24 protein-coding genes are annotated in these 24723 nt (G+C 65.3%); 13 read left to right on the top strand and 11 right to left on the bottom strand.

From position 1 onward, the window contains the following. Positions 1 to 3: 3 nt before the first annotated feature. From fliI to fliF, 4 genes are read right to left on the bottom strand one after another with little or no spacing between them, the layout of a single operon-like run. Entirely contained in the window at positions 4 to 1398 is a 1395-nt protein-coding gene (gene fliI, locus QE399_RS09060) for a flagellar protein export ATPase FliI (protein ID WP_309828122.1), read from the bottom strand. Beyond that, on the bottom strand, positions 1388 to 2119 hold the full coding sequence (locus tag QE399_RS09055; RefSeq protein WP_309828121.1) for a FliH/SctL family protein: 732 nt from the start codon (positions 2117 to 2119) through the stop codon (positions 1388 to 1390). Before QE399_RS09055 ends, fliI begins: the two co-directional genes overlap by 11 nt. Next, complete coding sequence (gene fliG / locus QE399_RS09050) at positions 2103 to 3098, bottom strand: flagellar motor switch protein FliG (protein ID WP_309828120.1); 996 nt, start codon at positions 3096 to 3098, stop codon at positions 2103 to 2105. The genes QE399_RS09055 and fliG overlap by 17 nt, the downstream gene beginning before the upstream one ends. 27 nt (positions 3099 to 3125) lie before the next feature. Further along, entirely contained in the window at positions 3126 to 4823 is a 1698-nt protein-coding gene (gene fliF / locus QE399_RS09045; RefSeq protein ID WP_309828119.1) for a flagellar basal-body MS-ring/collar protein FliF, read from the bottom strand. A gap of 182 nt (positions 4824 to 5005) precedes the next feature. Here fliF and fliE point away from each other — a divergent pair, with 182 nt between their 5' ends. Beyond that, positions 5006 to 5317 (top strand): flagellar hook-basal body complex protein FliE, encoded by a 312-nt coding sequence (gene fliE, locus QE399_RS09040; protein ID WP_309828118.1) that lies wholly within the window; start codon positions 5006 to 5008, stop codon positions 5315 to 5317. A gap of 404 nt (positions 5318 to 5721) precedes the next feature. On the opposite strand, the gene QE399_RS09035 is transcribed toward fliE, so the two are convergent. The 5 genes from QE399_RS09035 to QE399_RS09015 form a co-directional block, all read right to left on the bottom strand. Continuing rightward, positions 5722 to 6021, bottom strand: coding sequence for a flagellar protein FliT (locus tag QE399_RS09035; protein WP_309828116.1), 300 nt, complete (start codon positions 6019 to 6021; stop codon positions 5722 to 5724). A 1-nt stretch (position 6022) separates the two neighbouring features. Next, on the bottom strand, positions 6023 to 6433 hold the full coding sequence (gene fliS, locus QE399_RS09030; protein ID WP_309831989.1) for a flagellar export chaperone FliS: 411 nt from the start codon (positions 6431 to 6433) through the stop codon (positions 6023 to 6025). A 122-nt stretch (positions 6434 to 6555) separates the two neighbouring features. Beyond that, positions 6556 to 7956, bottom strand: a complete 1401-nt coding sequence (fliD, locus tag QE399_RS09025; protein WP_309828115.1) for a flagellar filament capping protein FliD — start codon at positions 7954 to 7956, stop codon at positions 6556 to 6558. Between the two features lie 154 nt (positions 7957 to 8110). Further along, positions 8111 to 8965 (bottom strand): flagellin domain-containing protein, encoded by an 855-nt coding sequence (locus QE399_RS09020; protein WP_309828113.1) that lies wholly within the window; start codon positions 8963 to 8965, stop codon positions 8111 to 8113. Positions 8966 to 9213: 248 nt separating this feature from the next. Further along, positions 9214 to 10059, bottom strand: a complete 846-nt coding sequence (locus QE399_RS09015) for a flagellin domain-containing protein (protein WP_309828112.1) — start codon at positions 10057 to 10059, stop codon at positions 9214 to 9216. A 407-nt stretch (positions 10060 to 10466) separates the two neighbouring features. Here QE399_RS09015 and motA point away from each other — a divergent pair, with 407 nt between their 5' ends. The 12 genes from motA (at position 10467) to QE399_RS08955 (ending at position 23795) form a co-directional block, all read left to right on the top strand. Beyond that, the gene (motA, locus tag QE399_RS09010) at positions 10467 to 11327 is read left to right on the top strand and encodes a flagellar motor stator protein MotA (RefSeq protein WP_309828111.1); all 861 of its coding nucleotides are present in this window, start codon (positions 10467 to 10469) and stop codon (positions 11325 to 11327) included. Between the two features lie 27 nt (positions 11328 to 11354). Beyond that, positions 11355 to 12317: a flagellar motor protein MotB gene (motB, locus tag QE399_RS09005; protein ID WP_309828110.1), complete on the top strand. Its 963-nt coding sequence runs from the start codon at positions 11355 to 11357 to the stop codon at positions 12315 to 12317. Positions 12318 to 12361: 44 nt separating this feature from the next. After that, positions 12362 to 12748 carry a chemotaxis response regulator CheY gene (gene cheY, locus QE399_RS09000; protein ID WP_309828107.1) on the top strand — a complete coding sequence of 129 codons (387 nt, stop codon included), beginning with the start codon at positions 12362 to 12364 and terminating at the stop codon, positions 12746 to 12748. 2 nt (positions 12749 to 12750) lie between these two features. Beyond that, positions 12751 to 13383, top strand: coding sequence for a protein phosphatase CheZ (locus QE399_RS08995; protein ID WP_309828106.1), 633 nt, complete (start codon positions 12751 to 12753; stop codon positions 13381 to 13383). 272 nt (positions 13384 to 13655) lie between these two features. Then, positions 13656 to 14837, top strand: a complete 1182-nt coding sequence (locus tag QE399_RS08990; protein WP_309828105.1) for an EscU/YscU/HrcU family type III secretion system export apparatus switch protein — start codon at positions 13656 to 13658, stop codon at positions 14835 to 14837. Beyond that, positions 14834 to 16918 carry a flagellar biosynthesis protein FlhA gene (gene flhA, locus QE399_RS08985; RefSeq protein ID WP_309828104.1) on the top strand — a complete coding sequence of 695 codons (2085 nt, stop codon included), beginning with the start codon at positions 14834 to 14836 and terminating at the stop codon, positions 16916 to 16918. The genes QE399_RS08990 and flhA overlap by 4 nt, the downstream gene beginning before the upstream one ends. Next, positions 16915 to 18465 (top strand): flagellar biosynthesis GTPase FlhF, encoded by a 1551-nt coding sequence (flhF, locus tag QE399_RS08980; protein ID WP_309828102.1) that lies wholly within the window; start codon positions 16915 to 16917, stop codon positions 18463 to 18465. The genes flhA and flhF overlap by 4 nt, the downstream gene beginning before the upstream one ends. Beyond that, complete coding sequence (locus tag QE399_RS08975; RefSeq protein WP_309828101.1) at positions 18455 to 19258, top strand: hypothetical protein; 804 nt, start codon at positions 18455 to 18457, stop codon at positions 19256 to 19258. The genes flhF and QE399_RS08975 overlap by 11 nt, the downstream gene beginning before the upstream one ends. 4 nt (positions 19259 to 19262) lie before the next feature. Then, positions 19263 to 19979, top strand: coding sequence for an RNA polymerase sigma factor FliA (locus QE399_RS08970; RefSeq protein ID WP_309828100.1), 717 nt, complete (start codon positions 19263 to 19265; stop codon positions 19977 to 19979). Between the two features lie 14 nt (positions 19980 to 19993). Then, the gene (locus tag QE399_RS08965) at positions 19994 to 21625 is read left to right on the top strand and encodes a hypothetical protein (protein WP_309828099.1); all 1632 of its coding nucleotides are present in this window, start codon (positions 19994 to 19996) and stop codon (positions 21623 to 21625) included. Next, positions 21619 to 22962 (top strand): SDR family NAD(P)-dependent oxidoreductase, encoded by a 1344-nt coding sequence (locus QE399_RS08960; protein ID WP_309828098.1) that lies wholly within the window; start codon positions 21619 to 21621, stop codon positions 22960 to 22962. The genes QE399_RS08965 and QE399_RS08960 overlap by 7 nt, the downstream gene beginning before the upstream one ends. Before the next feature lie 41 nt (positions 22963 to 23003). Beyond that, entirely contained in the window at positions 23004 to 23795 is a 792-nt protein-coding gene (locus tag QE399_RS08955; protein ID WP_309828097.1) for a methyltransferase domain-containing protein, read from the top strand. Positions 23796 to 23945: 150 nt separating this feature from the next. Here the strand turns inward: QE399_RS08955 and QE399_RS08950 are convergent, their stop codons facing one another. Both QE399_RS08950 and flgM read right to left on the bottom strand, forming a co-directional pair. Then, entirely contained in the window at positions 23946 to 24314 is a 369-nt protein-coding gene (locus QE399_RS08950) for a hypothetical protein (RefSeq protein ID WP_309828096.1), read from the bottom strand. Positions 24315 to 24357: 43 nt separating this feature from the next. Beyond that, a complete protein-coding gene (flgM, locus tag QE399_RS08945) occupies positions 24358 to 24681 on the bottom strand; it encodes a flagellar biosynthesis anti-sigma factor FlgM (protein ID WP_309828094.1) in 324 nt (107 codons plus the stop codon). Between the last annotated feature and the right edge of the window lie 42 nt (positions 24682 to 24723).

Below are 24723 nucleotides of genomic sequence, written 5' to 3'. Positions count from 1 at the left end.
GCGTCAAGCCTCCAGCACGGCCGCCATGGCCGTGAGGGTGTCGTCCATCGGCGCCGCCTCGAACATGTCCTGCTGCAGGAAAGCCGCCATGGCCGGCTGCAGGCGGATGGCGTCGTCCAGCTGCGGATCGGAGCCGGCCATGTAGGCGCCCACCTGGATCAGGTCCTTGCTCTTCTGGTAGCGGGAATACGTGGCGCGGAAGCGCCGCGCCATGTCGAAATGTTCGCGCGAGACCACGTTGTGCATCACGCGCGAGGCCGATTGCTCGATGTCGATGGCCGGGAAGTGCCCGGTCTCCGCCAGCGCCCGCGACAGCACGAAGTGGCCGTCCAAGATGGCGCGCGCCGCATCGGCGATCGGGTCCTGCTGGTCGTCGCCCTCGGAGAGCACGGTGTAGAAGGCAGTGATCGAGCCGACGCCGTGCAGGCCGTTGCCGCTGCGCTCGACCAGCGCCGGCAGCTTGGCGAAGCAGCTCGGCGGGTAGCCCTTGGTGGCCGGGGGCTCGCCGATGGCCAGGGCGATCTCGCGCTGGGCCATGGCGTAGCGGGTGAGCGAGTCCATGAGCAGCAGCACGTGCTGGCCCTTGTCGCGGAAGTGCTCGGCGATGGCCGTGGCGTAGGCCGCGCCCTGCATGCGCAGCAGCGGCGGCGCATCCGCGGGGGCGGCCACCACGACCGCACGGCCCCGGTCGCTCTCGCCCAGGATGTCCTCCACGAATTCCTTCACCTCGCGCCCGCGCTCGCCGATCAGCCCGACCACGATCACGTCGGCCTGGGTGTAGCGGGCCATCATGCCCAGCAGCACGCTCTTGCCCACGCCGGAGCCGGCGAACAGGCCCAGGCGCTGCCCGCGGCCCACGGTCAGCAGGGCATTGATGGCGCGCACGCCGGTGTCGAGCGTCTCGCGCACGGGGTCGCGGTCCATGGCGTTGATCTGGCGCCGGCCCATGGGCTCGGAAGAGACGTTGTGCAGGGGGCCGCCGTGGTCCAGCGGCGTGCCCTGCGAATCCACCACGCGGCCGAGCAGCCCGTCGCCCATGGGCAGGCGCAGCATGCCGGCCCCGCCCGTGGGGCGCACCTCTTCGCCCAACCGCGGCGAAGGCACATACGGCGCGGCAGGCGTGACCCGCGCGCCGCTGGACAGGCCATGGATGTCGCCGGCCGGCATCAGGAAGGCCTTGTCGGCGGAAAACCCGACCACCTCGGCGAGCACCGGCTCCTGCTCGGGCATCTGCACTAGGCACTGCGAACCCACGGGCACGCGGATGCCGGCGGCCTCCAGCACCAGACCGGTGAGCCGTGTGAGCGTGCCCCGCGTCTCCAGCGGCGTGCCGTCGGCCAGACGGCCGCGCGCATCGCCGATGAAGCGGTCCCAGTCCTGGGCGTCCTTAATCGCCATGGCCGCCGTCCTGCTGCCATGCGGAGGCCAGGCCCAGCGCGGCGATGGCACGGCGCCAGCGCTTGTCCAGGGAGCCATCCACCACCGTGCCGGCCGACTCCACCAGGCAATCGCCCGGCAGGACGACGGCATCGGCCAGCCAGTGCACCTTGGTAGCGGCGAATTCCTCGCGCAGCGGCTGCTCCAGCGCCTCCCAGTCCTGTGGGTTCAGCCGCACGGTGACCGGCCGGGCCTCGCCCACCAGCATGCCCAGCGCTTCGCGCACCACCGGCAACAGGGCCTGGGGGTTGCCCGAGACTTCCTGGCGGACCACCTGGCGGGCGATGTCGCAGGCCAGTTCCAAGACCTCCTGCGCCATGCGCTGCTGCATGTCGTTCAGCCCCGACTCCAGGGCGCCGGCCAATTGCGCCAGCCGGTCGGCGGCCTCGCGCCCCTGACCGGCCACATAGTCGTCCATGCGCTGCTGCCATTCCAGGCGGGCCTGGGCCCGGCCTTCCTCGGCGCCACGCGCAAAGGCCTCCTCGCGCGCCTGTTCCAGCAGCGCGAGGTGCTCGGCCTCGCTGATGCCCGGGGCTGGCAGGGGGGCGTCCGGCTCGGCCGGGGTGGCGGGCAGCACGGGTTCGGAGCCGTCCACGGCGCCGAAGTGCCAGCGCGTGACGTCGCCGACCTCTTCGCTGGGAATGAACCGCGTGTAGTAGCGCGAATTAGACGAATGCGTCATCGCCGCCGCCTCCGATCACGATCTGGCCTTCGTCCGACAGGCGGCGCACGGTCTTGAGAATTTCCTTCTGCTGCGCCTCCACCTCGGACAGCCGCATCGGGCCGCGCGACTCCAGGTCTTCGCGCAGGGCCTCGGCGGCGCGCGACGACATGTTGGACAGGAACTTCTCGCGCAGCTCGGGCTGGGCGCCCTTGAGGGCCACGACCAGGGTTTCAGAAGCGACCTCGCGCAGCACGGTCTGGATGGCGCGGTCGTCGAGCTTCATCACGTCGTCGAACACGAACATCTTGTCCATGATCTTCTGCGCCAGGTCGGGATCGAAACCGCGGATGGACTCGATTACCACGCCGTCCATGCCCGAGCCCAGCAGGTTGATGATCTCTGCCGCCGCCTTCACGCCGCCCAGCGAGCTCTTGCGCACCTTGTCGCCGCCCGCCAGCACCTTGAACAGCACCTCGTTCAAATCCTTGAGGGCCGTGGGCTGGATGCCCTCCAGCGTAGCCACGCGCAGCAGCACCTCGCTGCGCTGGCGGTCGGTCAGCTGCATGAGGATGGCCGACGACTGGTCCGGATCCAGATGGACCAGGATGGCGGCGACGATCTGGGGGTGTTCATTGCGCAGCAGTTCGGCGACGGACAGCGGGTCCATCCACTTCAGGCTTTCGATGCCGGAAACGTCGCCGCCCTGCAGGATGCGGTCGATCAGCAGCGCGGCCTTGTCATCGCCCAGGGCCCGCTTGAGCACCGAGCGCACGTAGTTGCTGGTGTCCGACACCAGCAGGCTCTGAGCCGCTGCGTCGTTGGAGAAGCGGTTGATGACCGAGTCCACCTTGTCCTTGGACACCGACTTCATGCGGGCGATGGTTTCACCCAGCTTCTGCACCTCTTTGGGCGACAGGTGCTTGAAGACCTCGGCAGCCTCTTCCTCGCCGAGGGACATCAGCATGATCGCGGCGTCGTTGAGGCCCTGCTCGTCCATAGAAAACTCGCTCTCGCTAGTGGCGGATCAATCGCCGTTGACCCAGGTCTTGAGGATGTTGGCCACGGCCACCGGGTTCTGCTTGGCCAGCGTACGGGCATCCTCCAGGCGCAGCTGCTCGGGCGTGGCGGGCAGATCCTCGGCGCGGGTGGGCGCGGGCAGGGCCGGGCGTTCGAGCGCCTCCGACTCCAGCGCATCGAGCTGGCCGCCCTGGCCGCCGGCGACCACCGGCACGGCGCGAGGCTTGCCCATGCCCTTGATGGCCGGACGCACCAGGCCCAGCAGGATGAGCGCCGCGAACAGGGAGATGCCCAGCGGCCAGCCCAGGCTCTTGGCCAGCTCCACCATCTCGGGCTGCTTCCACAGCGGCAGATCGGCGGTTTGCACATCTTCCACCAGGAAGGGCGTGTTCATCAGGTTGACCGAGTCGCCGCGCTCGCTGTTGAAGCCGATGGTCTCACGCACCAGCGCGGTCATCTGCTCCAGTTGCTGGGGCGTCAGCGCCTTGGTGACCGGCGGCTTGCCGGCGCCATCGCTGGCGGCCTGGTAGTTGACCACCACGGCCGCGCTCACCCGCTTGATGGCGCCGCTGCCGCCGCGCGTGACGCGGGTGGTCTTGTCCACTTCGTAGTTGGTGATGGATTCGCGCTTGTTGTTGGCGATCTGGGCACCCTGCTGGCCGGCCGCCGTGGGCGCCGGGTTGGCACCGTTGACGGGCGCGGTGGAAGGCTGGGGCGGCTGGTTCGTCGTGGCGCCGGGCACACCGGTGGGCGGCTGGGCATTGCCCTGCTGGCCGGAGCTTTCGACGATCTGCTGGCTGCGCACGGCGCTGGCGTCCGGCGTCTGATTGGGGCGGTGCTGCTCGGAAGTGGACTCCGTCTGGCTGAAGTCCACCTCGGCCGTCACCTGCGCCTTGACGTTGTTCTTGCCCACCACCGGCTCGAGGATGTCGAGGATGCGGCGGGTGTACTGCTGCTCGATCTGCTGCACGTAGGTCAACTGCTGGGCATCCACGCCCGTGCCGGCGGCGCCGTCGGGCGACTGCGAGAGCAGCTTGCCGGTGTCGTCCAGCACGCTCACGGCCGTGGGCGACATTTCGGGCACGCTGGACGCCACCAGGTGCACGATGCCGGCCAACTGGGTGCGGTCGAGGAAGCGGCCCGGGTACAGGCTGAGCAGCACGGAAGCCGAGGGCTTTTGCTGCTCGCGGAAAAAACCGTTCTGGTTGGGCAGGGCCAGATGCACGCGAGCGCTCTGGACGGACGACAGCGCCTGGATGGAGCGCGTCAGCTCCCCTTCCAGCCCGCGCTGGAAATTCAGGCGTTCCTGGAACTGGGTCACGCCGAAACGGGTGCTCTCCATCAGCTCGAAGCCAGTCACCGAGCCCTTGGGAAGTCCCTGGGTGGCCAGGCGCAGGCGCACGTCGTGCACCCGGTCGGCCGGAATCAGGATGGCGCCGCCGCCTTCGGTGTACTTGTAGGGCACGTTCATCGTGGTCAGCTGGGCCACGATCGCACCACCGTCCTTGTCGCTCAGATTGGAAAACAGCACCCGGTAGTCCGGCTGGCGGCTGAACACCAGCGCGGCCACGATCCCGGCGATCAGCAGCACGATGCCGGCCCCGGCCTTCAGGCGTGTGGCACGGTCAAGGGCCGACAACCGCTGCAGCCACGAGGGGCCGGCGGGAGCAGGAGGGATGACAGGGACTTCAGCGACTGCGGACATCGTGCTTTCCAGTAGGCAAGCCAGGGCGGGACTCTGGCGGTGGAGCGATTATTGGACAGCCCCCCGCCGACGTTCACCCGATAAAGCGCGCCTTTGTCCATCATTTCACCACGATGCCCGCGCCCCGGATGCCTAGGATTGCACCATCCCGCTCCACCCCTGACCACCGAGACCCGACCGCCATGGACCTCCGCATTGCAAGCCCTACCGCCCCCCTCACGGGCACCGGCCTGGCACGCCGCGTCACCACGACCCAGGACGCTCCTCAGGACGCCGGCTTCTCGACGGCGCTGAAAGGTGCCCTGCAGTCGGTCAGCGCCGCCCAGAACCGCTCGAGCGACCTACAGCGCGAAGTGCAGCTGGAAAACCCCAACGTCAGCATCGAAGAGACCATGGTGGCCATGCAAAAGGCACAGATCGGCTTCCAGGCGACGCTGCACGTGCGCAACCGGATGGTGCAGGCCTACACCGACATCATGAACATGCAGGTGTGACGGCGAAGGCGCCAGCGGGCGCCCTGCCCGGCCGGCGCGCCCCGCAGGCGGGCGCGATCATTTGCTATTTTATTTATAGCTACCAGCGCTTTACCATATTGGGCTAGAGACCGATTTGGCTCAAAATCTCACTTCACCGCAAGTTCTCCATCCGCCACCCCGGTCCGGCCCCGTTCATTCAGGGACTGCTGCTTCTGTGCACCCGACCTGCGTCGCCCTGCGGTAACACCCCAGCGGACGCGCACGCAACCCTCTGAAAAAAGCTCATCGCGGACGACGCACGGCTGCGGCGTCTACCACCGGCTGACAACAGGCATTAAAAAAGGCCGGCACCTCACGGCGCCGGCCTTTCGCTCTCCCACCCTACTTGGTTTGAAATTCCGGGCAGTCCTGACCTCTGGGGGTCAGTGCATCATCTGGGGCTGCCCTTCGAACAGGTGTTCGAACTGCGCCAGCCAGGGTTCCGCCAGGCTGCGGATCTGTGCATCGTTGCGCAGGATGCGCTGCATGATGCGCGTCTTTTCCTTGCGGTGCTCGGGCAGCAGTTCCTGCTCCTGGGACTTGAAGCGCAGTTGCTCGATCAGCACCGCGCAGGTGCCCTCGTGGCGCACGACGCCGTCCCAGTCTTCCAGCTTGGCGGCCTCCAGCATCTTGGCGCTGCTGTCTTCGATGGCTTTGTAGTAGTCAATCAGCATTTCGGGCATTTCAAACTCCCCGGCCTGGCATGGCGCCGATCTGCTCCCAGCTCTGGGCCACGGGAGCGATCAAACCGAGGATTTCCTCAATCATGGATGCGTCGTTTTTGAGATTCGCCAGCGTCAGGCGCCGGCTGGAGTAATCGTAGAGCGAGGCCAGGTTGGCCGCGACATCGCCGCCCTGGTTGAGGTCCAGACCGGCCTTCAGCCCTTCTTCAAGAATGCGGACCGCCTTGCCCAGCTGCCGCCCCTTTTCGTTGATGTCTCCCCGCTGGAGAGCACCTTGGGCGGCGATGAGGGATTGCGTCAGACCGTCGAAAAGCATCTTGATCAACATATGCGGTGATGCCCCTGCCACCAGGGACTGCACCCCGACCTGGCGGTAGGCCATGGCTGCGCGTGAACTGACTGGGGTAAACATCGACGACTCCTTCATGCTCCGTATTACCTTTCATATCGGCGGAGTGGTCGGAAACTTGAAGACTTCTCGACGTAAAACACCATCGTCTGCCACAGCGAAACCCACAGGCTGCGCTCAGCCCATCAGCTCTTGTTCCACATGGTCACCTGCTGACCGATATAGGAGTTCAGGGCCGTCAGGGACGCCATCTTTGTGTCCAGTGCCTGGTATTTCTCGCGCAGCTGCTTCTCTACACGGCTGGCGCGGTCGTTGACGCGGTCCTGCTCGTCGGAATTGCGCTTGACGGCGGAATTCAGCGCATTGGTCTTGTTCTCGATGGTGCCCTCGACCCCCAGCGCCTTGGTGGCGAAGGACCTGACCTTCGTCCCCAGGCCCTCGACGCCCTCGCCGCCGGCAAACATGGCCTGCAGGGCGGAAGGATTCTTCAGCGCGGCGGTGAGCTTGGTGTCGTTGATGACCATCTTGCCGCCCTTCTGGATGTCCACACCGATGTCGGCCAGGCGCGCAAAGGCGCCGCCCGCGGTGGAGGAGGCAACCACCGAGCGCAGAGCGTTCTGCAGTCCCACCGTCGTACTGTCGCCCTGCAAGGCCCCAGCCGTCTTGGACGCTTCGTCATACTTCGTAGAAGAACCCAGCAGATCGTTCAAGGCGTTGTAGGCCGTAACGAAATCCTGGACACCTTTCTTCAACGCGTCGGTGTCCGTGCTCACCGTCACCACGGCCGGGCCGGTCGTGGTCGTGACCTGGGACACGGTGAAGCTCAATCCCGGCAGCGTGTCGGTGAAGGCGTTGGTGGTGGACGAAACGGAGATGCCGTTGATCGTGGCCTGAGCGTTCTTGCCGTACTGCACTGCATTGGCGGCCATGCCCTGGCCGGGCGCGGACTCCGGATCGAAGGCCAGAGAGGACAACGCGCTGTCGGACGACTGAACACGAAAGCCGGTCGACTCGCCCGTGGCACTGGAGCGGAACAGCAGGCGCTCGCCCGACGCATCGCGAAGGACCGAGGCGGTCACGCCGCTGTTGGCCTTGTTGATCTTGCTGGCGATATCGCTGAGCGTGTCGGTATCCTTGACTTCGACCGACACGGCCGAGGCACTGCCGGCGGCGAACTGCTCCGACCCGGCGGCGCCCGACCACGTCCCCAGTTGGATGGACAGGGTGCCGGCACCGAGCTTGGTGTCTTTGGGAACTGCCGAGGAAGACGTGGACTGCGCCTGTGCCAGCTGGCTCACGCCGATGTCATAGGAGGCGCCTTGAGCCGCACTGGTGACCGTGGCGGACACCGCGCTGCTGGACGACGTCGCCACCTTGGAGTTCCACGTGGCCGACTGCCCCAGCTTGTTCGCCGCATCGGACAGGGTCGACATCAGCGACTTGATCCGCGCATAGGTCGAGATCTGGGAATTGACCGCCGTCGCCTTGGTTTGCAGGGTCTGGAGCGGCTTCTTTTCCAACGCCACGAGTTGCGTGATGACGGATTCGTCGATACCGCTGGCAATACCCAGGGATGAAAGGGCCATCTTGACTCTCCTGAAACGAAAACCGGGCCGCGAGGCCAGCCAGGGGCCTACCTCGCGGATCGAGCGACGCCAGGAACATCACCAGGCATCAAGCACGTTTTCGGCTGCCTTGCGGGAAACTTGAGGGTTCACCCGCCCGCCGAACCGGGCCCGTTTACCCCTGGAGCAGCTGCAGCACCGTCTGCGGAATCTGGTTGGCCTGCGCCACCATGGCGGTTCCCGCCTGCTGGAGAATCTGGGCACGGGACAGGTTGGCGGTTTCTGCCGCAAAGTCCGCATCCATGATACGGCCGCGGGCCGCCGCCTGATTCTCCGAGGCGACCTGCAGATTGGAAATCACGGCTTCGAAGCGGTTTTGCGATGCACCAAAGGTGGACCGTGCCCCGTTGATGGCCGTCAAGGCGGTGTCGATAGCGTCCATCGCCGCCCGCGCGGTCGTCGCAGTGATGCCCAAGGTAGCAGCCGAAGTCGTACCTTGCGTCACCGCCCCCATGCTTGTCGCAATGGCGGAGGTAGTGATGCTGATCTGATTGTCCGCGCCCGTGTTGGCACCTACCTGGAAAGTGAACGTGCCGCCAGTGCCGCCAGAGCCGGTAAGCAAAGGCTGCCCGTTGAACTTGGTGTTAGCGATCACACGCGCATTTTCTGCCGCCAGCTGCTTGAATTCGTTGTCCAGGGCGGTGCGGTCGGATCCGCCATTGGTGTCATTCGCAGCCTGCACCGCCAGTTCACGCATGCGCTGCAGGTTGTCGCTGATCTTGCCCAGGGCCCCTTCGGCCGTCTGCGCCAGCGAGATGCCGTCGTTGGAATTGCGGATGGCGACGTTCATGCCCCGCACCTGGGTGTTCATGCGCTCGGCGATGGCCAGGCCGGCAGCATCGTCCTTGGCGCTGTTCACGCGCAAACCGGAGGACAGGCGCTGCATGGACGTTGCCAGAGACAGCTGAGAGGTGCTGAGATTGCGTTGCGCATTCAGCGAGGCCAGATTCGTGTTGATGGTAGATGCCATGGTGGATCAGCTCCTGATTCAGTTGACGGCACCGCCGCCCATGAGGCGCGCAACAAGCGACGCCGCTCCAGGGTCGGCCAACGCCGTGCTCTGGATGGGACTGATTCTGCAGAGATGGGGCCGGCCCAAAACCCCGAAGAGAGCACCATTCCCCCCCCAGTTCGCCCCAGAAACGAAAAACCCCGGCCAGCGAGGCGCTGGCCGGGGTGGGAGCTGATCGCCACGCGCCGGAGGCGGGCGCAAACCGATTAACGCAGCAGGGACAGCACGCCCTGGGGCAGCTGGTTGGCCTGGGCCACCATGGCCGTACCAGCCTGCTGCAGGATCTGGGACCGCGACAGGTTGGCGGTTTCAGAGGCAAAGTCGGCGTCCATGATCCGGCCGCGGGCTGCGGCTTGGTTCTCGGAAGCCACCTGCAGGTTGGCGACCACTGCATCGAAGCGGTTCTGCACGGCACCGAATTCCGAACGCTTGCTGTTGATCTGGTTCAATGCGGTATCGATTGCGTCCATCGCGGTACGTGCCGAGGCGGCGGTAGCGCCGAGCGTGGCAGCAGAACCTTGGGTCGACGCCGTCATGGCCGTGGCGATGTTCGAAGTAGCGACGGAAATCTGGTTGTCTCCCGACGTGTTCGCGCCGATCTGGAAGGTGAACGAGCCACCGGTGCCGCCGGAACCCGTCAGCAACGCCTGGCCGTTGAACTTGGTATTAGCAATCACCCGGGCATTTTCCTGGGCCAGTTGCTTGTATTCATTGTCCAGCGCGGTACGGTCGGTCGAGTTGTTCGAGTCGTTGGCTGCCTGCACGGCCAATTCACGCATACGCTGCAGGTTGTCGCCGATCTTGCCCAGCGCGCCTTCAGCGGTCTGCGCCAAGGAGATGCCGTCGTTGGCGTTACGCACGGCCACGTTCATGCCGCGGACTTGGGCGTTCATACGCTCGGCGATGGCCAGGCCGGCGGCATCGTCCTTGGCGCTGTTCACACGCAGGCCAGAAGACAAGCGCTGCATGGACGTCGCCAGAGACGACTGGGTTCCATTCAGGTTGCGCTGAGCATTCAGCGAACTGATGTTGGTATTGATAGTTGCTGCCATGGTGATAGCTCCTTAATAGGCCGGACTTGCCGGCGCGCTGCCGATTTCTTCAATGCCAGCGGACGCCGGCCCTTTTCCCCTGGCCTGCGCCGTTTTGCATCGGCTCCTGCTGGGGTACAGGGCTTTCGTCCCTGCTGAGAGAGTTATCGGACGGCCCCCCGCGGACTTTAGGGATAGGACGCAACTTTTTTCTTGCGAGGTTTGGACAGGGAGGGTTCGCCAGAGCTTCAACGGCGCATATCAAACTCGCCAGCAGAAAGTCATTCAGATTTGGTCCCAATGTCCGAAGATGTATCAATGTGCCAGGGCTGCCCCAGCGTTTCTGCCCATAGATAAGCCGCCTAAAAGCCCGCCGGACGCGCCTTATTCAGGGGTTGTCCTGAAAAAGACTCTGACAAAATACCCCTATGTTCGTCATCATCGGTTACATCGTCTGCCTCGGCTGCATCTTCGGCGTGTACATCGTGCATGGCGGGAACATCTCGGTCATCCTGAAGGCCCTGCCGTTCGAGATCATCACCATCCTGGGCGGCGCGCTCGGCGCCTTCGTGGTGAACAACCAGCCCAAGGTGCTCAAAGCGACCCTCGCGGCGCTCCCCATGGCCTTCAAGGGCTCCAAGTACACCAAGGCGCGGTACATGGAACTGATGGCCATGCTCTATGAGATCCTGCAGAAGGCCCGCAAGGAAGGCCTGATGGCGATCGAGAAGGATGTGGAAAGCCCTGGGGAATCCGAAATCTTCAAGAAGTACCCGACCGTGGGCAGCGATCACCACGTGATCGAATTCACCACCGACTACCTGCGCATGATGGTCTCGGGTAACCTGAACGCCCACGAGATCGAAGCGCTGATGGACAGCGAGATTGAAACCCACCACCAGGAGGCACATGCCCCCGTCGCCGCGCTGGCGCGTCTGGCGGGCGCCCTGCCCGCCTTCGGGATCGTGGCGGCCGTGCTCGGGGTGGTGAACACCATGGGCTCGGTGGGGCAGCCGCCTTCGGTGCTGGGCGGCATGATCGGCTCGGCGCTGGTCGGGACCTTCCTGGGCATTCTGCTGGCCTATGGCGTGGTGGAGCCGCTCGGCGGCCTGGTGGAGCAAAAGACCGAAGACGCCGCCAAGGAGCTGCTGTGCATCAAATCCACGCTGCTGGCCAGCATGCAGGGCTACAACCCGTCGACGGCCATCGAGTTCGGCCGCAAGGTGCTGTTCTCGGGCGATCGGCCGAGCTTCAGCGAGCTCGAAAGCCACGTGAAGGGCAAAAAGTAAGCGCGTACTGCGCTGCTGGATTGCGCCATGGCGGAAAAGAAGCTCCAACCGATCATCATCAAGCGCGTCAAGAAGGGCGGCCACGCTGTCCATGGCGGTGCCTGGAAGATCGCCTATGCCGACTTCGTGACGGCCATGATGGCGTTCTTCCTGCTGATGTGGCTGCTGGGTTCCACCGCCAAGGGGGAGTTGCAGGGCATCGCGGCCTATTTCTCTTCGCCGCTGAAGGTGGCGATGACCGGCGGCGACGGCGCCGGCAACAGCTCCAGCGTGATTCCCGGCGGCGGCAACGATCTGTCCAAGGTGCACGGCCAGGTGCGCCGGTCGGACTCCGACAGCACCAATACCAGCCGGCGCATGAACATCGAAAACGCCAAGGCGGAACAGGCGCGCCAGGACCAGATGCGGATCAAGGCGCTGCAGGCCAAGATCGATTCGGTGATCACCGAAAACATCAAGTTGCGCGAATACCGCTCTCAGATCCGGATCGACATCACGCCGGACGGGCTGCAGATCCAGATCGTCGACGACCAGAACCGGCCCATGTTCGACAGCGGCAGTGCGTTGGTAAAACCCTACATGCGCGACATCCTGCGCGAAATCGGCTCTGCCCTGAACGGGGTGGAAAACCGCATCAGCCTGGCCGGCCACACCGACGCCGCGCCTTACGGCAATGGCGACCGCGGCTACAGCAACTGGGAGCTGTCAGCCGACCGGGCCAACGCCTCGCGCCGCGAACTCGTCGCAGCCGGCATGCCGGATGCCAAGCTGGGCCGCGTCGTCGGCTTGGCGGCCAGCGATCTGTTGGATCCCAGCAACCCTCGCGCGCCGGTCAACCGCCGCATTACCATCACGGTGTTGACGCGCGAGGCAGAGGAAAGACTGATGGGCAAAGGCACGACACAGGTGACGTTGCCGGAGCTTGCTGCACAAAAGCAGGACAATCCCGCATCCGCGCCAGGCAGTAACGACTTGTCACAGAGTCGATAGCCCCAGACAATCTCTAACGTAATTTCCGACCGAAAGGGTCCCACGTGACCACTGCCCTTCGTTTTTTGATCGTTGACGACTTCTCCACCATGCGGCGCATCGTCCGCAACCTGCTCAAGGAAAGCGGCTTTGCTGATGCCGACGAGGCCGAGGACGGCGTCGCTGCGCTGAACAAGCTGCGCAATGGCAAGTTCGACTTCGTGGTCACCGACATCAACATGCCGAACATGAACGGCTTCCAACTGCTGGGCGAAATCAAGAAGGACGACAAGCTCAAGCACCTGCCGGTCCTGATGGTGACCGCCGAGGCCCGCAAGGAAGACATCGTGGCCGCTGCCCAGGGCGGTGCCGCCGGCTACATCGTCAAGCCGTTCACCAAGGCCACCCTCGAAGAGAAGGTGACCCTGATCCTCAAGAAAATGGGACTGTGACCATGAACGCAGCGAACACCGGCGCGCCGGATGCCGGGGGCGACGACGTCCACCAGAAGATCGGCCAGCTCACCCGGCAGCTGCACGATTCGCTGAACGAACTGGGCTACGCCGACCAACTGCGCGGCTCGATGGGCGAGCTGCCGGATGCGCAGAGCCGCCTGTCGTACATCGCGCGCCTGACGGGCGAGGCGGCCGAGAAGGTGCTCAACCGCGTGGAGCAGGCCAAGGCCCAGCACGACTTCATCGCTGCGGAGACGCGGCGCGTGGTCAATTCGCTGGTCGCCGACCCGGTGGCCGCCGTGGCCAAGGGCGAGATCTTCAATTTCCTGACCGACGTGGAGCGGGTCACCAAGGAGGCCGATGGCCACCTGACCGAGATCATGATGGCGCAGGACTTCCATGACCTGACGGGCCAGGTGATCGCCCGCGTGGTCAATCTCGCCTCGACGATCGAGCAGCAGCTGGTGCAGCTGCTGATCCAGACGGCGCCGCAGAATACGCAGCCGGTCACGCCGGCGCCCGAAGCCCAGCGCGCACCGCTGCAGGGACCGGTGGTCGACCCGGAGAACACGGCCAACGTGGTCTCCAACCAGTCGGAAGTGGACGACCTGCTCGCCAGCCTCGGGTTCTGACCCGGAGCGCGCCGTGCCCGCACCGGAGCCACGGCGCGCGGCAGCCTTTATCATTTTGATAGCTGCATGCGCTTGCCCATCAATGATTTCTGGTATTTTTTTATCGCAAACCCAATACCGGCAAGCGCATATAGCTACGTTTAGCATAGCAACCCCCTGAAAGGCGCCCCACGGCCGGCGCCCAGGGGAATAGTGGGCGGACAGGCCTTCTATTCGGGCTTTAGCGGGAGCGGCCCCTCACGACAATGGCATGACCCAGCCGTCATGCCACCATGGACTCCTCCAGCCAAGACAAGAACCTCCCAGCGACCGAGCGGAAGCTGCAAAAAGCGCGTACCGACGGCCAGGCCGCGCGTTCGCGGGATCTGTCGCACCTGGCGGTGCTCGGCGTGGGCGCTGCGTCCATGTTCGTGCTGGCGCCCACGCTCACCGAGCACCTGCTGCAGGCGCTGACCCAGCATCTGACCTTCAACGCCGCCACCGTGCAGTCCTCCGGCAGCATGCTGCAGCGGCTGGTGGACATGGCCCGCATCGGCATCATTGCCAGCGCCGTCTTCGCGCTGCTGACCGGCTGCGCCGCCCTGGTGAGCGCCCTGGGCTCTGGCGGAATGATCTTCAGCTTCAAGCCGATCACCCCCCAGTTCAACCGGCTCAACCCGCTCTCGGGCTTCGCCAACCTGTTCTCCAAGCAGCAGATGACCAACGTGGGCAAGATGGTGCTGATGACCATCATCCTGACCATCGTCGCCTGGAACTTCATGAGCACCAGCATCGAGAAGGTCACCATGCTGGTACTGCAACCCTCGCCCGTGGCCTTGCGGCAGGTGGCCGAATGGCTCACCGCCGGCATGTCTTTGCTGCTGCTGGTGGTGTTCCTCGCCGCCGTGATCGACGTGCCGCTGCAGGCGTACTTCTTCAAGTCGCGCCTGAAGATGTCGCACCAGGAAGTGAAGCAGGAGCACAAGGAGTCGGACGGCAACCCCGAGATCAAGGGGCGCCAGCGCCAGCGGGCCCGCGAGATCGCCAACCGGGCGAGCCTCTCCAAGGTGCCCAAGGCCGACTTCGTGGTGATGAACCCGACCCACTACGCCGTGGCACTCAAGTACGACGAGGCCACGATGAACGCGCCCCAGGTGATCTCCAAGGGCACCGATCTGCTGGCCTTCCGCATCCGCGACATCGCCGAGCAGCATGCCGTGCCGGTGCTGCAATCGCCCATGCTCGCCCGGGCGCTCTATGCCCACGCCGAGTTGGAGCAGCCCATTCCTGCCGCGCTGTTCTCCGCCGTGGCCCAGGTGCTGGCCTATGTGTACCGGCTGAAGGCGGCGATGCGCGGGGAAGGCCGGATGCCCGATGCGCAGCCGGACCCGTTCATTCCGCCCGAGTTGGATCCCCATCAGCCGCGGCCCGCCGCTTCCGCCACCGCCGCTACGGCCGCAGGTAACGCACCATGACGCCTTCCATGCATTCCGCCCGCCAGTGGGCCAGCTCCAACCGCTCGGCGCTGCAGGGCCTTTCGGCCCCGTTGCTGGTGGTGGCCATCCTCGCGCTGATGGTGCTGCCCATCCCGGCCTGGCTGCTGGACACGTTCTTCACGCTGAACATCGCCGTCGCGCTGATGGTGATGATGGTGGCCGCCTATATGGTGCGGCCGCTGGACTTCGCAGCCTTCCCGTCCGTGCTGCTGCTGACCACGCTGATGCGGCTGTCGCTGAACGTGGCTTCCACCCGCGTGGTGCTGCTGGAGGGCCACACCGGCCCGGGGGCCGCCGGCGCCGTGATCGAGGCCTTCGGCCACTTCCTGATCGGCGGCAACTTCGCGGTCGGTCTGATCGTGTTCACCATCCTGGTGGTGATCAACTTCGTGGTGGTGACCAAGGGCGCGGAGCGGATCGCCGAGGTGTCGGCCCGCTTCACTCTGGACGCGATGCCCGGCAAGCAGATGGCCGTGGACGCCGACCTGAATGCCGGCCTGATCGACGAGAAGGAAGCCAAGCGCCGCCGTGCAGAGGTGGGTGAAGAGGCCAACTTCTTCGGCTCCATGGACGGTGCTTCCAAGTTCGTGCGCGGCGACGCGGTGGCCGGCATCCTGATCCTGATCATCAACATCGTGGGCGGCTTCGCCATCGGCATGCTGCAGCACGGCCTGTCGGCCGGCCAAGCCGCCGACAGCTACATCCTGCTGGCGGTGGGCGACGCGCTGGTCGCGCAGATTCCCGGCCTGCTGATCTCGGTGGCGGCCGCCATGGTGATCTCGCGCGTGGGCAAGGAAGAGGACATGGGCCGCCAGATCGTGCAGCAGCTCTTCATGTCGCCGCGCGTGCTGGGCGTGACCGCTGCCATCCTGATCCTGCTGGGCCTGATCCCCGGCATGCCCCACGCGGTGTTCCTGGTCATGGGCGGCGGCATCGGCTACGGGGCCTGGCTGCTCCTGCAGCAGCAGCGCAAGCCGGCGCCCGCCGAAGAGGCACCCGCCGCGCCGCAAGGCGACGGGGAGGCCACCTGGGACGATCTGCAGCCCGTGGATCTGCTGGGCCTGGAGCTGGGCTACCGCCTGATCGCGCTGGTGGACAAGAACCGCCAGGGTGACCTGCTGACCCGCATCAAGGGCGTGCGCCGCAAGTTCGCGCAGGAAGTCGGCTTCCTGCCGCCAGCCGTGCACGTGCGCGACAACCTGGAGCTCAAGCCCAGCGCCTACCGCATCACCCTGCGCGGCGTCGTGGTGGGCGAAGGCGAGGCCTTCCCCGGCATGCACCTGGCCATCAACCCGGGCGGCATCAGCACGCCGCTGATCGGCACGCCCACGACCGACCCGGCCTTCGGCCTGCCGGCCCACTGGATCGACACCAACCAGAAGGAAGCGGCACAAATGGCGGGCTTTACGGTCGTTGATTCGGAAACCGTGATGGCGACCCATTTGTCACACTTGATGCAAGTGCAGGCAGCCAAGCTCCTGAGCCGCACGGAAACCCAGCAACTCGTGGAACACGTCGCCAAACTGGCCCCCAAGCTCATCGAAGAAGTCGTCCCCAAAATGGTGTCCATCGCAACGTTCCAGAAAGTCCTCCAGCTGCTGCTGGAAGAGTCTGTGCACATCCGCGACATCCGCACCATCATCGAGACGCTGGCCGAGCACGCCGTCGTGACGCAGGACCCGGTCGAGCTGGCCCGCCGCGTGCGCATCGCCCTGTCGCCGGCCATCGTGCAGCAGATCTACGGCCCGACCCGCGAGCTGAACGTGATCGCCATCGAACCCGGCCTGGAGCGCCTGCTGGTGCAGGCCCTGGGCAATGCCGGCGGCCCCTCGCTCGACCCCGGCGTGGCCGACATCCTCACCCAGAAGGCCGCTGAAGTGGCCCTCAAGCAGGAAGAGATGGGCATGCCCGCCTGCCTGCTCGTTCCCGACCAGATCCGCAACGCCATCGCCCGCCTGGTGCGCCGCGTCGCCCCCCGCCTGCAGGTGCTCGCCCACAGCGAGATCCCTGAAACCCACACGATCCGCATCGGCCCGATCCTCAAAGGTGCATCAGCATGAACATCAAGCGCTTCTACGCCCCCACGTCGCGGGAGGCCCTGGCCAAGGCCCGTATGGCCTTCGGGGACGGCACGCTCATCCTGTCCAACCGCCAGACGCCCAACGGCGTCGAGGTCGTCGCCACGGCCGAGGACACGCTGTCCTCGCTGGAGTCGGGCCAGGAGCAGCAGCAGATGCAGCAGCGCCCGCAGCAGCAGCCCCCGATCAGCCGTCTGCAGGAACGCGCCTCCGACCTGGCGGCCAGCCCGGTGCGCACGCAGCAGCGCCCCGCCCCCTTGGGCGAGCCGGCCCGCAACGTCGTCCACCAAGACACCGAACAGCTGGCCATGAGCACGCTGTCGTTCCAGGACTACGTGCGTGAGCGCATGCTGCGCCGCCGCCATGAAGCCCTGAACGGCGGCCCCGAGGACACGCCTGCCGCCGAGCCGCGCGGCCAGGCCCGGTCGCTGGAACAGCGTGAGCGCCAGCCGGCGCAAGCAGCGCCTGTGGCCCGCCACAATCCGCTGCGCAGCATCCCGATGGACCTGCCGCCCGAACCGGCACCCCGCCGCGCCGCGGCCGCCGCCCCGGCGATGCCGTCGCTCGGCAACCAGCAGCAGCAAGGCCTGATGAACGAGCTGCAATCGATGAAGGAACTCATCGAGGACCGCTTCAACACCCTGGCCTGGCTGGGACAGGCGCGCCAGAACCCGATCCACTCGAACCTGATGCTGAAGATGATCCGTGCCGGCTACTCGCCCGCACTGGCCCGCGCCGTGCTGGAGCGCATGCCCGAGGATCTCTCCGCCGGCGACGCCGTGCGCTGGCTCATGGAGGTGCTGGAGCGCAACCTGCGCACCGACGCCCAGTCTCGCCCGCTGTACGAAGAAGGCGGCATCTACGCCATGGTCGGCTCCACCGGTGTGGGCAAGACCACCACCACCGCCAAGCTGGCCGCGCTGTGCGCGCGCATCCACGGCCCCGGCAGCGTGGGCCTGATCACCCTGGACACCTACCGCGTCGGTGCCCACGAGCAGCTGCGCACCTACGGCCGCATGCTCGGCATCGTCGCCCATCTGGCCCACGACCGTGCCGCGCTGCAGGACCTGCTGGGTCTTCTGTCGGGCAAGAAGATGGTGCTGATCGACACCACGGGGGTGGCCCCGCGCGATCCGCGCAAGCGCGACATGCTGGACGTGCTGAACCTGCCCAACGTGAACCGCCTGCTGGTGCTCAACGCCGGCAGCCACGGCGACACGCTGGACGACGTGCTCACCGCTTTCAAGACCACCGGCTCGCAACAGGCCATCCTGTCCAAGGTGGACGAGGCCGTGAAGCTCGGCCCCTCCATCGATGCGCTGATCCGCCACCAGATGGTGCTGCGCGGCGTGACCAATGGCCAGCGCGTGCCGGAAGACTGGGAAGCCGCAGACGCGCACAAGCTGATCGGCACCTCGATGCGTTCACCCATCAAGTCGGCCTTCGACCCGAAGGCGGCCGACCTGAATTTTTTCTTCTCCCATTCGCCGGAGCTGTCTGCCGACAGGAGCTACGCCGATGTTGCTTGATACCGGCCTCCACCAGGGATCCAGCCTGCACAGCTTCATGCCGCAGGCCGATCTGCGCGTGCTGGCCATCCTCAGCCGCCCCGGCACGCCGCTGGGCCTGGAGACGCTGTGGCAGGTCTGCGCCAGCCTGCAACGCCTGGGCTATCCGGTCGCCGTGCTCGACGGCACCGCCGAGGAGACCGAGGATGCGCCCGGCCTGGAGCATCTGCTGGCCGCGCCCTCCTGGCAGGGCAGCCTCTGCGCGGACACGGGCGCCGCGGGATCCGCATCGCTCGCCGTGATCCCGGCGGCCCACGGACTGGTGCGCCTGGCCGAGCGTTCCCACTGGAACGACGGCAGCGCGCTGCAGCGGCTGCACCCGCACTTTCGTGCCTATGCCCTGGTGGCCCTGTATGCGCCGCCGGAGACCATGGCACCCATCCTGCGCGGCAGCGCGACGGTACCGCTCATCCTGGCGGCGCCAGGGGCAGCCGGCGTGGTGCAGAGCTACCAGCAGCTCAAGCACATGACACTGCACGCAGGACTGCAATGCACCGTGGCGTCCATACTGCCGCCGGGCAATGCCCGCCGCGCCGCTGCAGCCGAAGCGGCCCTGCAGACCCTGCAACGGTGCTCGGAGCGCCACCTGGGCACGCCGTTGCGCACCACGACGGTCAAGGCATCCAACCCGCAGGACATCCAGCGCCTGGCCTTGCAACTGCTGGAAAACGCGGGCACCATGGGCGCCGCATCACCGATGTTGCCCGCGAGCCACCATACCGACGTTCCTGCGCATTTCGTTCGGAGCCATTGACCCGATGTACACCGCCAAAGGCCAGCTTGATCGCGATGCGCTGATCCGCCAGCACGTACCGCTGGTACGGCGGATCGCGCACCACATGATCGCCAAGCTCCCGCCCAACGTGGAGCTGGACGATCTGATACAGGTCGGAATGATCGGACTGTCCGAAGCCCTGACGCGCTACGAAGCGGCCCAAGGCGTGCAGTTCGAGACCTTCGCCACCCAGCGCATCCGCGGCGCCATGCTCGACGAACTGCGCGAGGGCGACTGGATGAGCCGCAGCTCCCGCAAGAGCCAGAAGGAGATCGAGCACGCCGTTCAGCGCATGGAGCAGAAGCTCGGCCGCAGTCCGATGGAGTCCGAGATCGCGGACGAACTGGGCCTGTCGCTGGAGGACTACCAGACGCTGCTGGGCAAGGTGCGCGGCACGCAGCTGGTGTACCTGGAGGACATGACGCGCGGCGACGACGACGAGGAAGGCTTTCTCGACCGGCACGTGGCCGACAGCGAGGCCGACCCCATGGCCGTGCTGCGCGACCAGCGCCTCAAGTCGTCTCTCGTCGCGGCCATCAAGACCTTGCCCGAGCGGGAGCAGTACGTGATGGGCATGTACTACGAGCACGACATGAACCTCAAGGAGATTGCAGCAGTGCTGGGCGTGACCGAGTCGCGCGTATGCCAGCTGCACAGCCAGTCGATCGCCCGATTGCGCGCCAAGATGCGGGCGCACTGACCACCCCCACGGGTATGAACTCCGCTCCACACCTCGCGTGCTGGAGCCAAGGACACCGCATGTCTTACAAACAATTCCCCCAGCTGGCACTGATCAACCACCTGCTCCACGCCAAGGCTTACGACGACCTGGAGCAGGTGACGCTGCATGAGTGGGAGAACGATCTTCTCAGCCCGGCCCTGCTCGATGCCGCACGCATGATGCGGCTTCCCGCGACCGTGATCTACCTCGCCTCGCTGGCCGTGGAGAACCTCGCCGACCATGCGCACCACGCCCGGTGGCTCGCCGTGTACCAGTCCCTCGGACGGGGCGCGGAGACCGAGGGCTTCGCCTCGCTGCCCGGCCGCAGCGCACTGCAGGTGGTTGCGTCCCATCTCCTGCATCGCCGCACGCTGGAGCCGGCCGACCTGCGAAAGTGCCGCGCAGACACGGATGACTGGGTCGGGGCGGTGGAACTCGCCGTGGACCAGAAGCGCTTCGACCTGCTGGAGACCATCGTCTCCGAACTGATCCGGCGCAAGATCGACGTCAAGCCCTGGCTGCTGATCATCCAGACCCTGTTTCGCCGGCAGGAGTTCCTGAGCATGAACGACCCGGTGGAGAAGCTGGCCACATGCTATGTCCGTATCCGGCAAAGCCTGGTCAGTACCTTGTACGAGGTGATTCAGATCCGCAGCAGCTTGGCCTTGTATGCCTGCCGCACCTATCACCTCTGCGGCGATCACCGCGCCGTCATCCGGCATGCGCAGAACGCCACCACGCCGTTGGACCGGCTGGCAGCCTGCATCAACATCGCCCGCGCCCACTGCCATCTGGGGGAGTTTCCGCAAAGCGTCGCCAAGCTCGACGAAGTGATCGGGCTGCTTGCTGCGAAGAAAGCAACAATCACCCGCCTTGAAGACAACGACCCGGCGGCCAAGCCCAAATTCGATGCTGATGAAGCCTCGAAGGCGCTGCTTGATCTGCAGACCGCACTAGCGCCGCTGGGACACAAGCCCTTCCTGGTGTCCGGCACGCTGCTCGGCTACGCCCGCGAAGGCAAACTGCTGGCGCACGACAAGGACATCGACGTAGGCATCATCGGCTGGGAGGGCCAGTTCGACATCATCGACACCCTGCTCAAGACCGGCCTGTTCGGCGTGGACTTCACCCACGTGAACGGCCGGCACGCCTACCACCTGGCGGTCAAGCACAACCCGTCCGGCGTCAACATCGACATCTTCATCTACCGCCCCGAGGACGGCATGCTGGTGACGGGCGTGGAGTCCTACTTCGGCTATCTGCAGAAATTTGCCTTTTCTCCGTTCGCCATCAAATCGGCGCAGTTCCTGGGGATCGACTTTTACGTCCCGGACGATGTCGAGAAGAAGCTCGCAGAGAATTTCGGCGATTGGCGGAAATCCGACCCCGGCTACATCTCCCACCTGGAATCTCCCGCAACGGTCGATGTGGGCGGGCCGGTGTACCAGATCGTCGGCCGGCTGCGGGCTCTTGAGGCTCTGCGCGATCGAAACAATGACAAGTTGGAGAGGGTGATCCGCCTGATGGATACGCAAAAGAGCAAGCCGCTGGGCATGAGCGACGACACGCTGCAGCAACTCCAAAGCCTGCTGCAGGAGCAGAGCGCAGAGGCCATCGCATGCTGAACAACGACCAGGCCTATGTGCTGCTGGCCGGTGGCAGCGGCACCCGACTGGAGTCGCCGATCCCGAAGCAGTTCATCCGGGTCGCCGGCAAGACGGTCGTGGAGCACAGCTTCGCCTGCCTGCACAGCTATGCGCCCGACGCCCGCATCGTCATCACCGTGCCGGCCGATGCACTCGCGTACACGAAGGAGCTCTTCAAGGACACCCGGGCCGAAGTGATCGTCGGCGGGTCGTCCCGCCAGGCGTCCGCCTATGCGGCGCTGCGGTACCTGCGGGCCGATCCCCCCAAGAACGTCATCCTCCACGATTCCGCACGTCCCTTTCTGAGCCACCAGATCATCCATGACGTCGTCGAGGCGCTGTCCTTCTACGAAGCTGTCGATGTGGCGATCAAGACCAGCGACACCATCATCGTCGAGCGCGACGGATTCATCCAGAGCATCCCCAAGCGGGACCACATCTACCGCGGCCAAACGCCCCAGGGCTTTCGCTACCAGGCCCTGTTGAAAAGCTACGAGGAGATCGGGGTCGAGAAGCTGGGCGACTACACGGACGACTGCGGCATCTACCTCGCCTGCCATCCGATGGGGCAGGTTCGCATCGTCAAGGGCAGTTCCGAGAACATCAAGATCACCGACTCCATCGATCTCGTCCTCGCCGATGAGCTCTTTCGCATCCGCCAGCAGCAACTGGCGCCCAATCTGGGCGGGCTGCATCTCAAGGGAACGCATTCCATCGTCTTCGGCGGCAGCATGGGTATCGGTAAAGCCATCGTGCAGATCCTGGAAGAGGCGGGCGGCACGGTGCACAGCATCTCGCGCCGCAATGGCTGCAACATCGCCGACCACGGCCAAGTGGCGGCATCGATCAATGGCCTGCTGGACCAATGGGGACGCATCGACAACGTCATCAACGCGGCCGGTCTGTTGATCAAGAGCCCCCTCGAACAGCAGTCGCCCCAGCAGGTGGCAGAACAGGTGTCGGTCAATCTCCTGGGTGCTCTCAACGTGGCGCAATGCAGCCATGCGGCATTGAAGGCGTCCAAAGGCATGCTGCTGCAGTTCTCGTCGTCGTCCTTCACCAGGGGGCGGGCTGACTATTCCGCCTACTCCGCATGCAAGGCGGCCATCGTGAACCTGACCCAGGCGCTGGCCGACGAGTGGAAGGAAGACGGCGTGCGGGTCAACTGCGTCGTTCCCGGGCGCACCGACACCAGCATGCGCCGCAGCAACTTCGCCAACGAGGACCAGCGGTCCCTGTTGAGCCCCTACGAAGTGGCGCTGGCATCCGCCAAGCTGCTGAGTGCGGCCGACACCGGCGTCATTTTGCGGGTGTAGCCCCTCTCTCGCCGATTTCCCATCAATTACACAACCCCGTCATGGAGAACCCGATGAGCCAATGTCCTGTTTGCGGAGGCGAGGAAGAAGTCATCACGAACACCTGCCGCGTAGCGCCCTACAAAGACAAGACCATGAGCGGGTACGAGTGCAAGGCCTGCGGGTTCGTGCGGCATCCCGAAAATCTTGGCCAGTACAAGAAGGTGGTGACAGGCGCCAGCGAAGGCCTGTTGCGTACGCTGCGCAATGCCACCGACGAACGACCCGGCCGTGAGTTCTACATGGCCGAGATGGGCCTGGAAATCGTGGGCAAGCCCAACGCCAGCATCAGCTTTTTCGGCTCCGGACTCAATACCGACCACTTGTGGGTCAAACGTGCGTATCCCGGTGTATCGACCAAACTGGTCGACCTGGAAAACATGCAGGAAGCCGAAAACTTCGAGCCCATCGCGGACGCAACGCCCTCGGACGTGGTCCTTGCGTCGGAAGTGATAGAGCACTTCACCGAACCGGTCGCCCATTTCGAATCGCTGCTCAAGCTGCTGAAGAACGACGGTATCCTGATCTGCAGTTCCAATATCTACGATGGAACGGACATGAGCTTTCACCAGTACCCCTTCGTGCCTGGGCACGTCGCGTACTGGACCCCGCTCTCGCTGATCAAGCTGGCCAGCGACCATGGGTGCTTCGTGGACTTCCGGACGCCCGAAATCGGCCTGACCCGGGGCGGACCGCGCAAGAAGTACATCATCTTCTACCGCAGCACCGAGCTGCTCTTCCGCACCAGCCTCTACTTTGGCCGGCACATGCACGCGCCATCTGAAAAGGAATAAGGTCTGCAGCGGCCGCCCTGCATGGCCGCAGGGCCTGTCCGCGCCGCCAGGCACCCGGTGGCTCAGTGGGAAAGACCGCAGTGCTGAGGTTCCAAGGCGGTGCCGGATTGCGTGCGTCTCAGCCGGCGAACGCCGCCGGCCACGCGCCCCTCAACTGTTGGACCGATAGATGCGGGCACGACTTGCGCCCATAGGCCCCGGTCCGTTGCCGTAAGTGCTTGCATCCTTCGGTGGCAGGAATGTGGCGGCCTGGGCTTCCGCCAAGACCAGCAACCGCTGCAATTGCTCGCGCTGAATGGAGAGTTCGGCCTGAATGGCACGCAAGCGCTGCGTGAAGGCGGGGGTACGTGGCTGGGCGTTCGTGCCGGTCGACTCGGCGGCAGCAGCGGCCAGGGTGGCTGCGGTCTGCCTCAAGAGCGCGGCGCAGCGCTCGAGATCCGTCGCATGCGTACTCAGCAGCGCGGTTTTGACTTCATGGAGCTGCGATTCGGCAACGGCCAGTTGGGCTTCGAACGACATGACGCAGTGTATCGCCGGCCACGCCTTTCAGGCATCAGGGTGCTTATTTGCCGGAACGGGAGAGCACTTCCTGGGCGTTGGAAAGCAGTTTGTCAGCAATGGCGTCTGCATCGATGGTGAACGTGCCCTTTTCGATGGACGCCTTCACCGCCTTCACCTTGTTCGCATCGAACTCGCCGGCATTGCGGCCGGTCTGTTCCAGTGCCTTGGCAGAGGACGAGAAAGTGACGGGCACGCCGGCAGCGAAGGCGGACGCAGCCTGGGTCGTTGCCGTTTCGACGGCAGGCGCAGGTGTCTTCGCCTGCTGCTTGGCAGACGTCGCCTGTGACAACGCGTTGGCAATCTCCGGGTTTTGACCTATCTTCATTGCTCTCTCCACTGCCCCTGTAGTTGGAGCCCAGTAGCAATG

The organism is Paracidovorax wautersii, assembly GCF_031453675.1.
Lineage (GTDB): Bacteria > Pseudomonadota > Gammaproteobacteria > Burkholderiales > Burkholderiaceae_C > Paracidovorax.
This window is presented reverse-complemented; position numbering and strand designations above follow the sequence as displayed.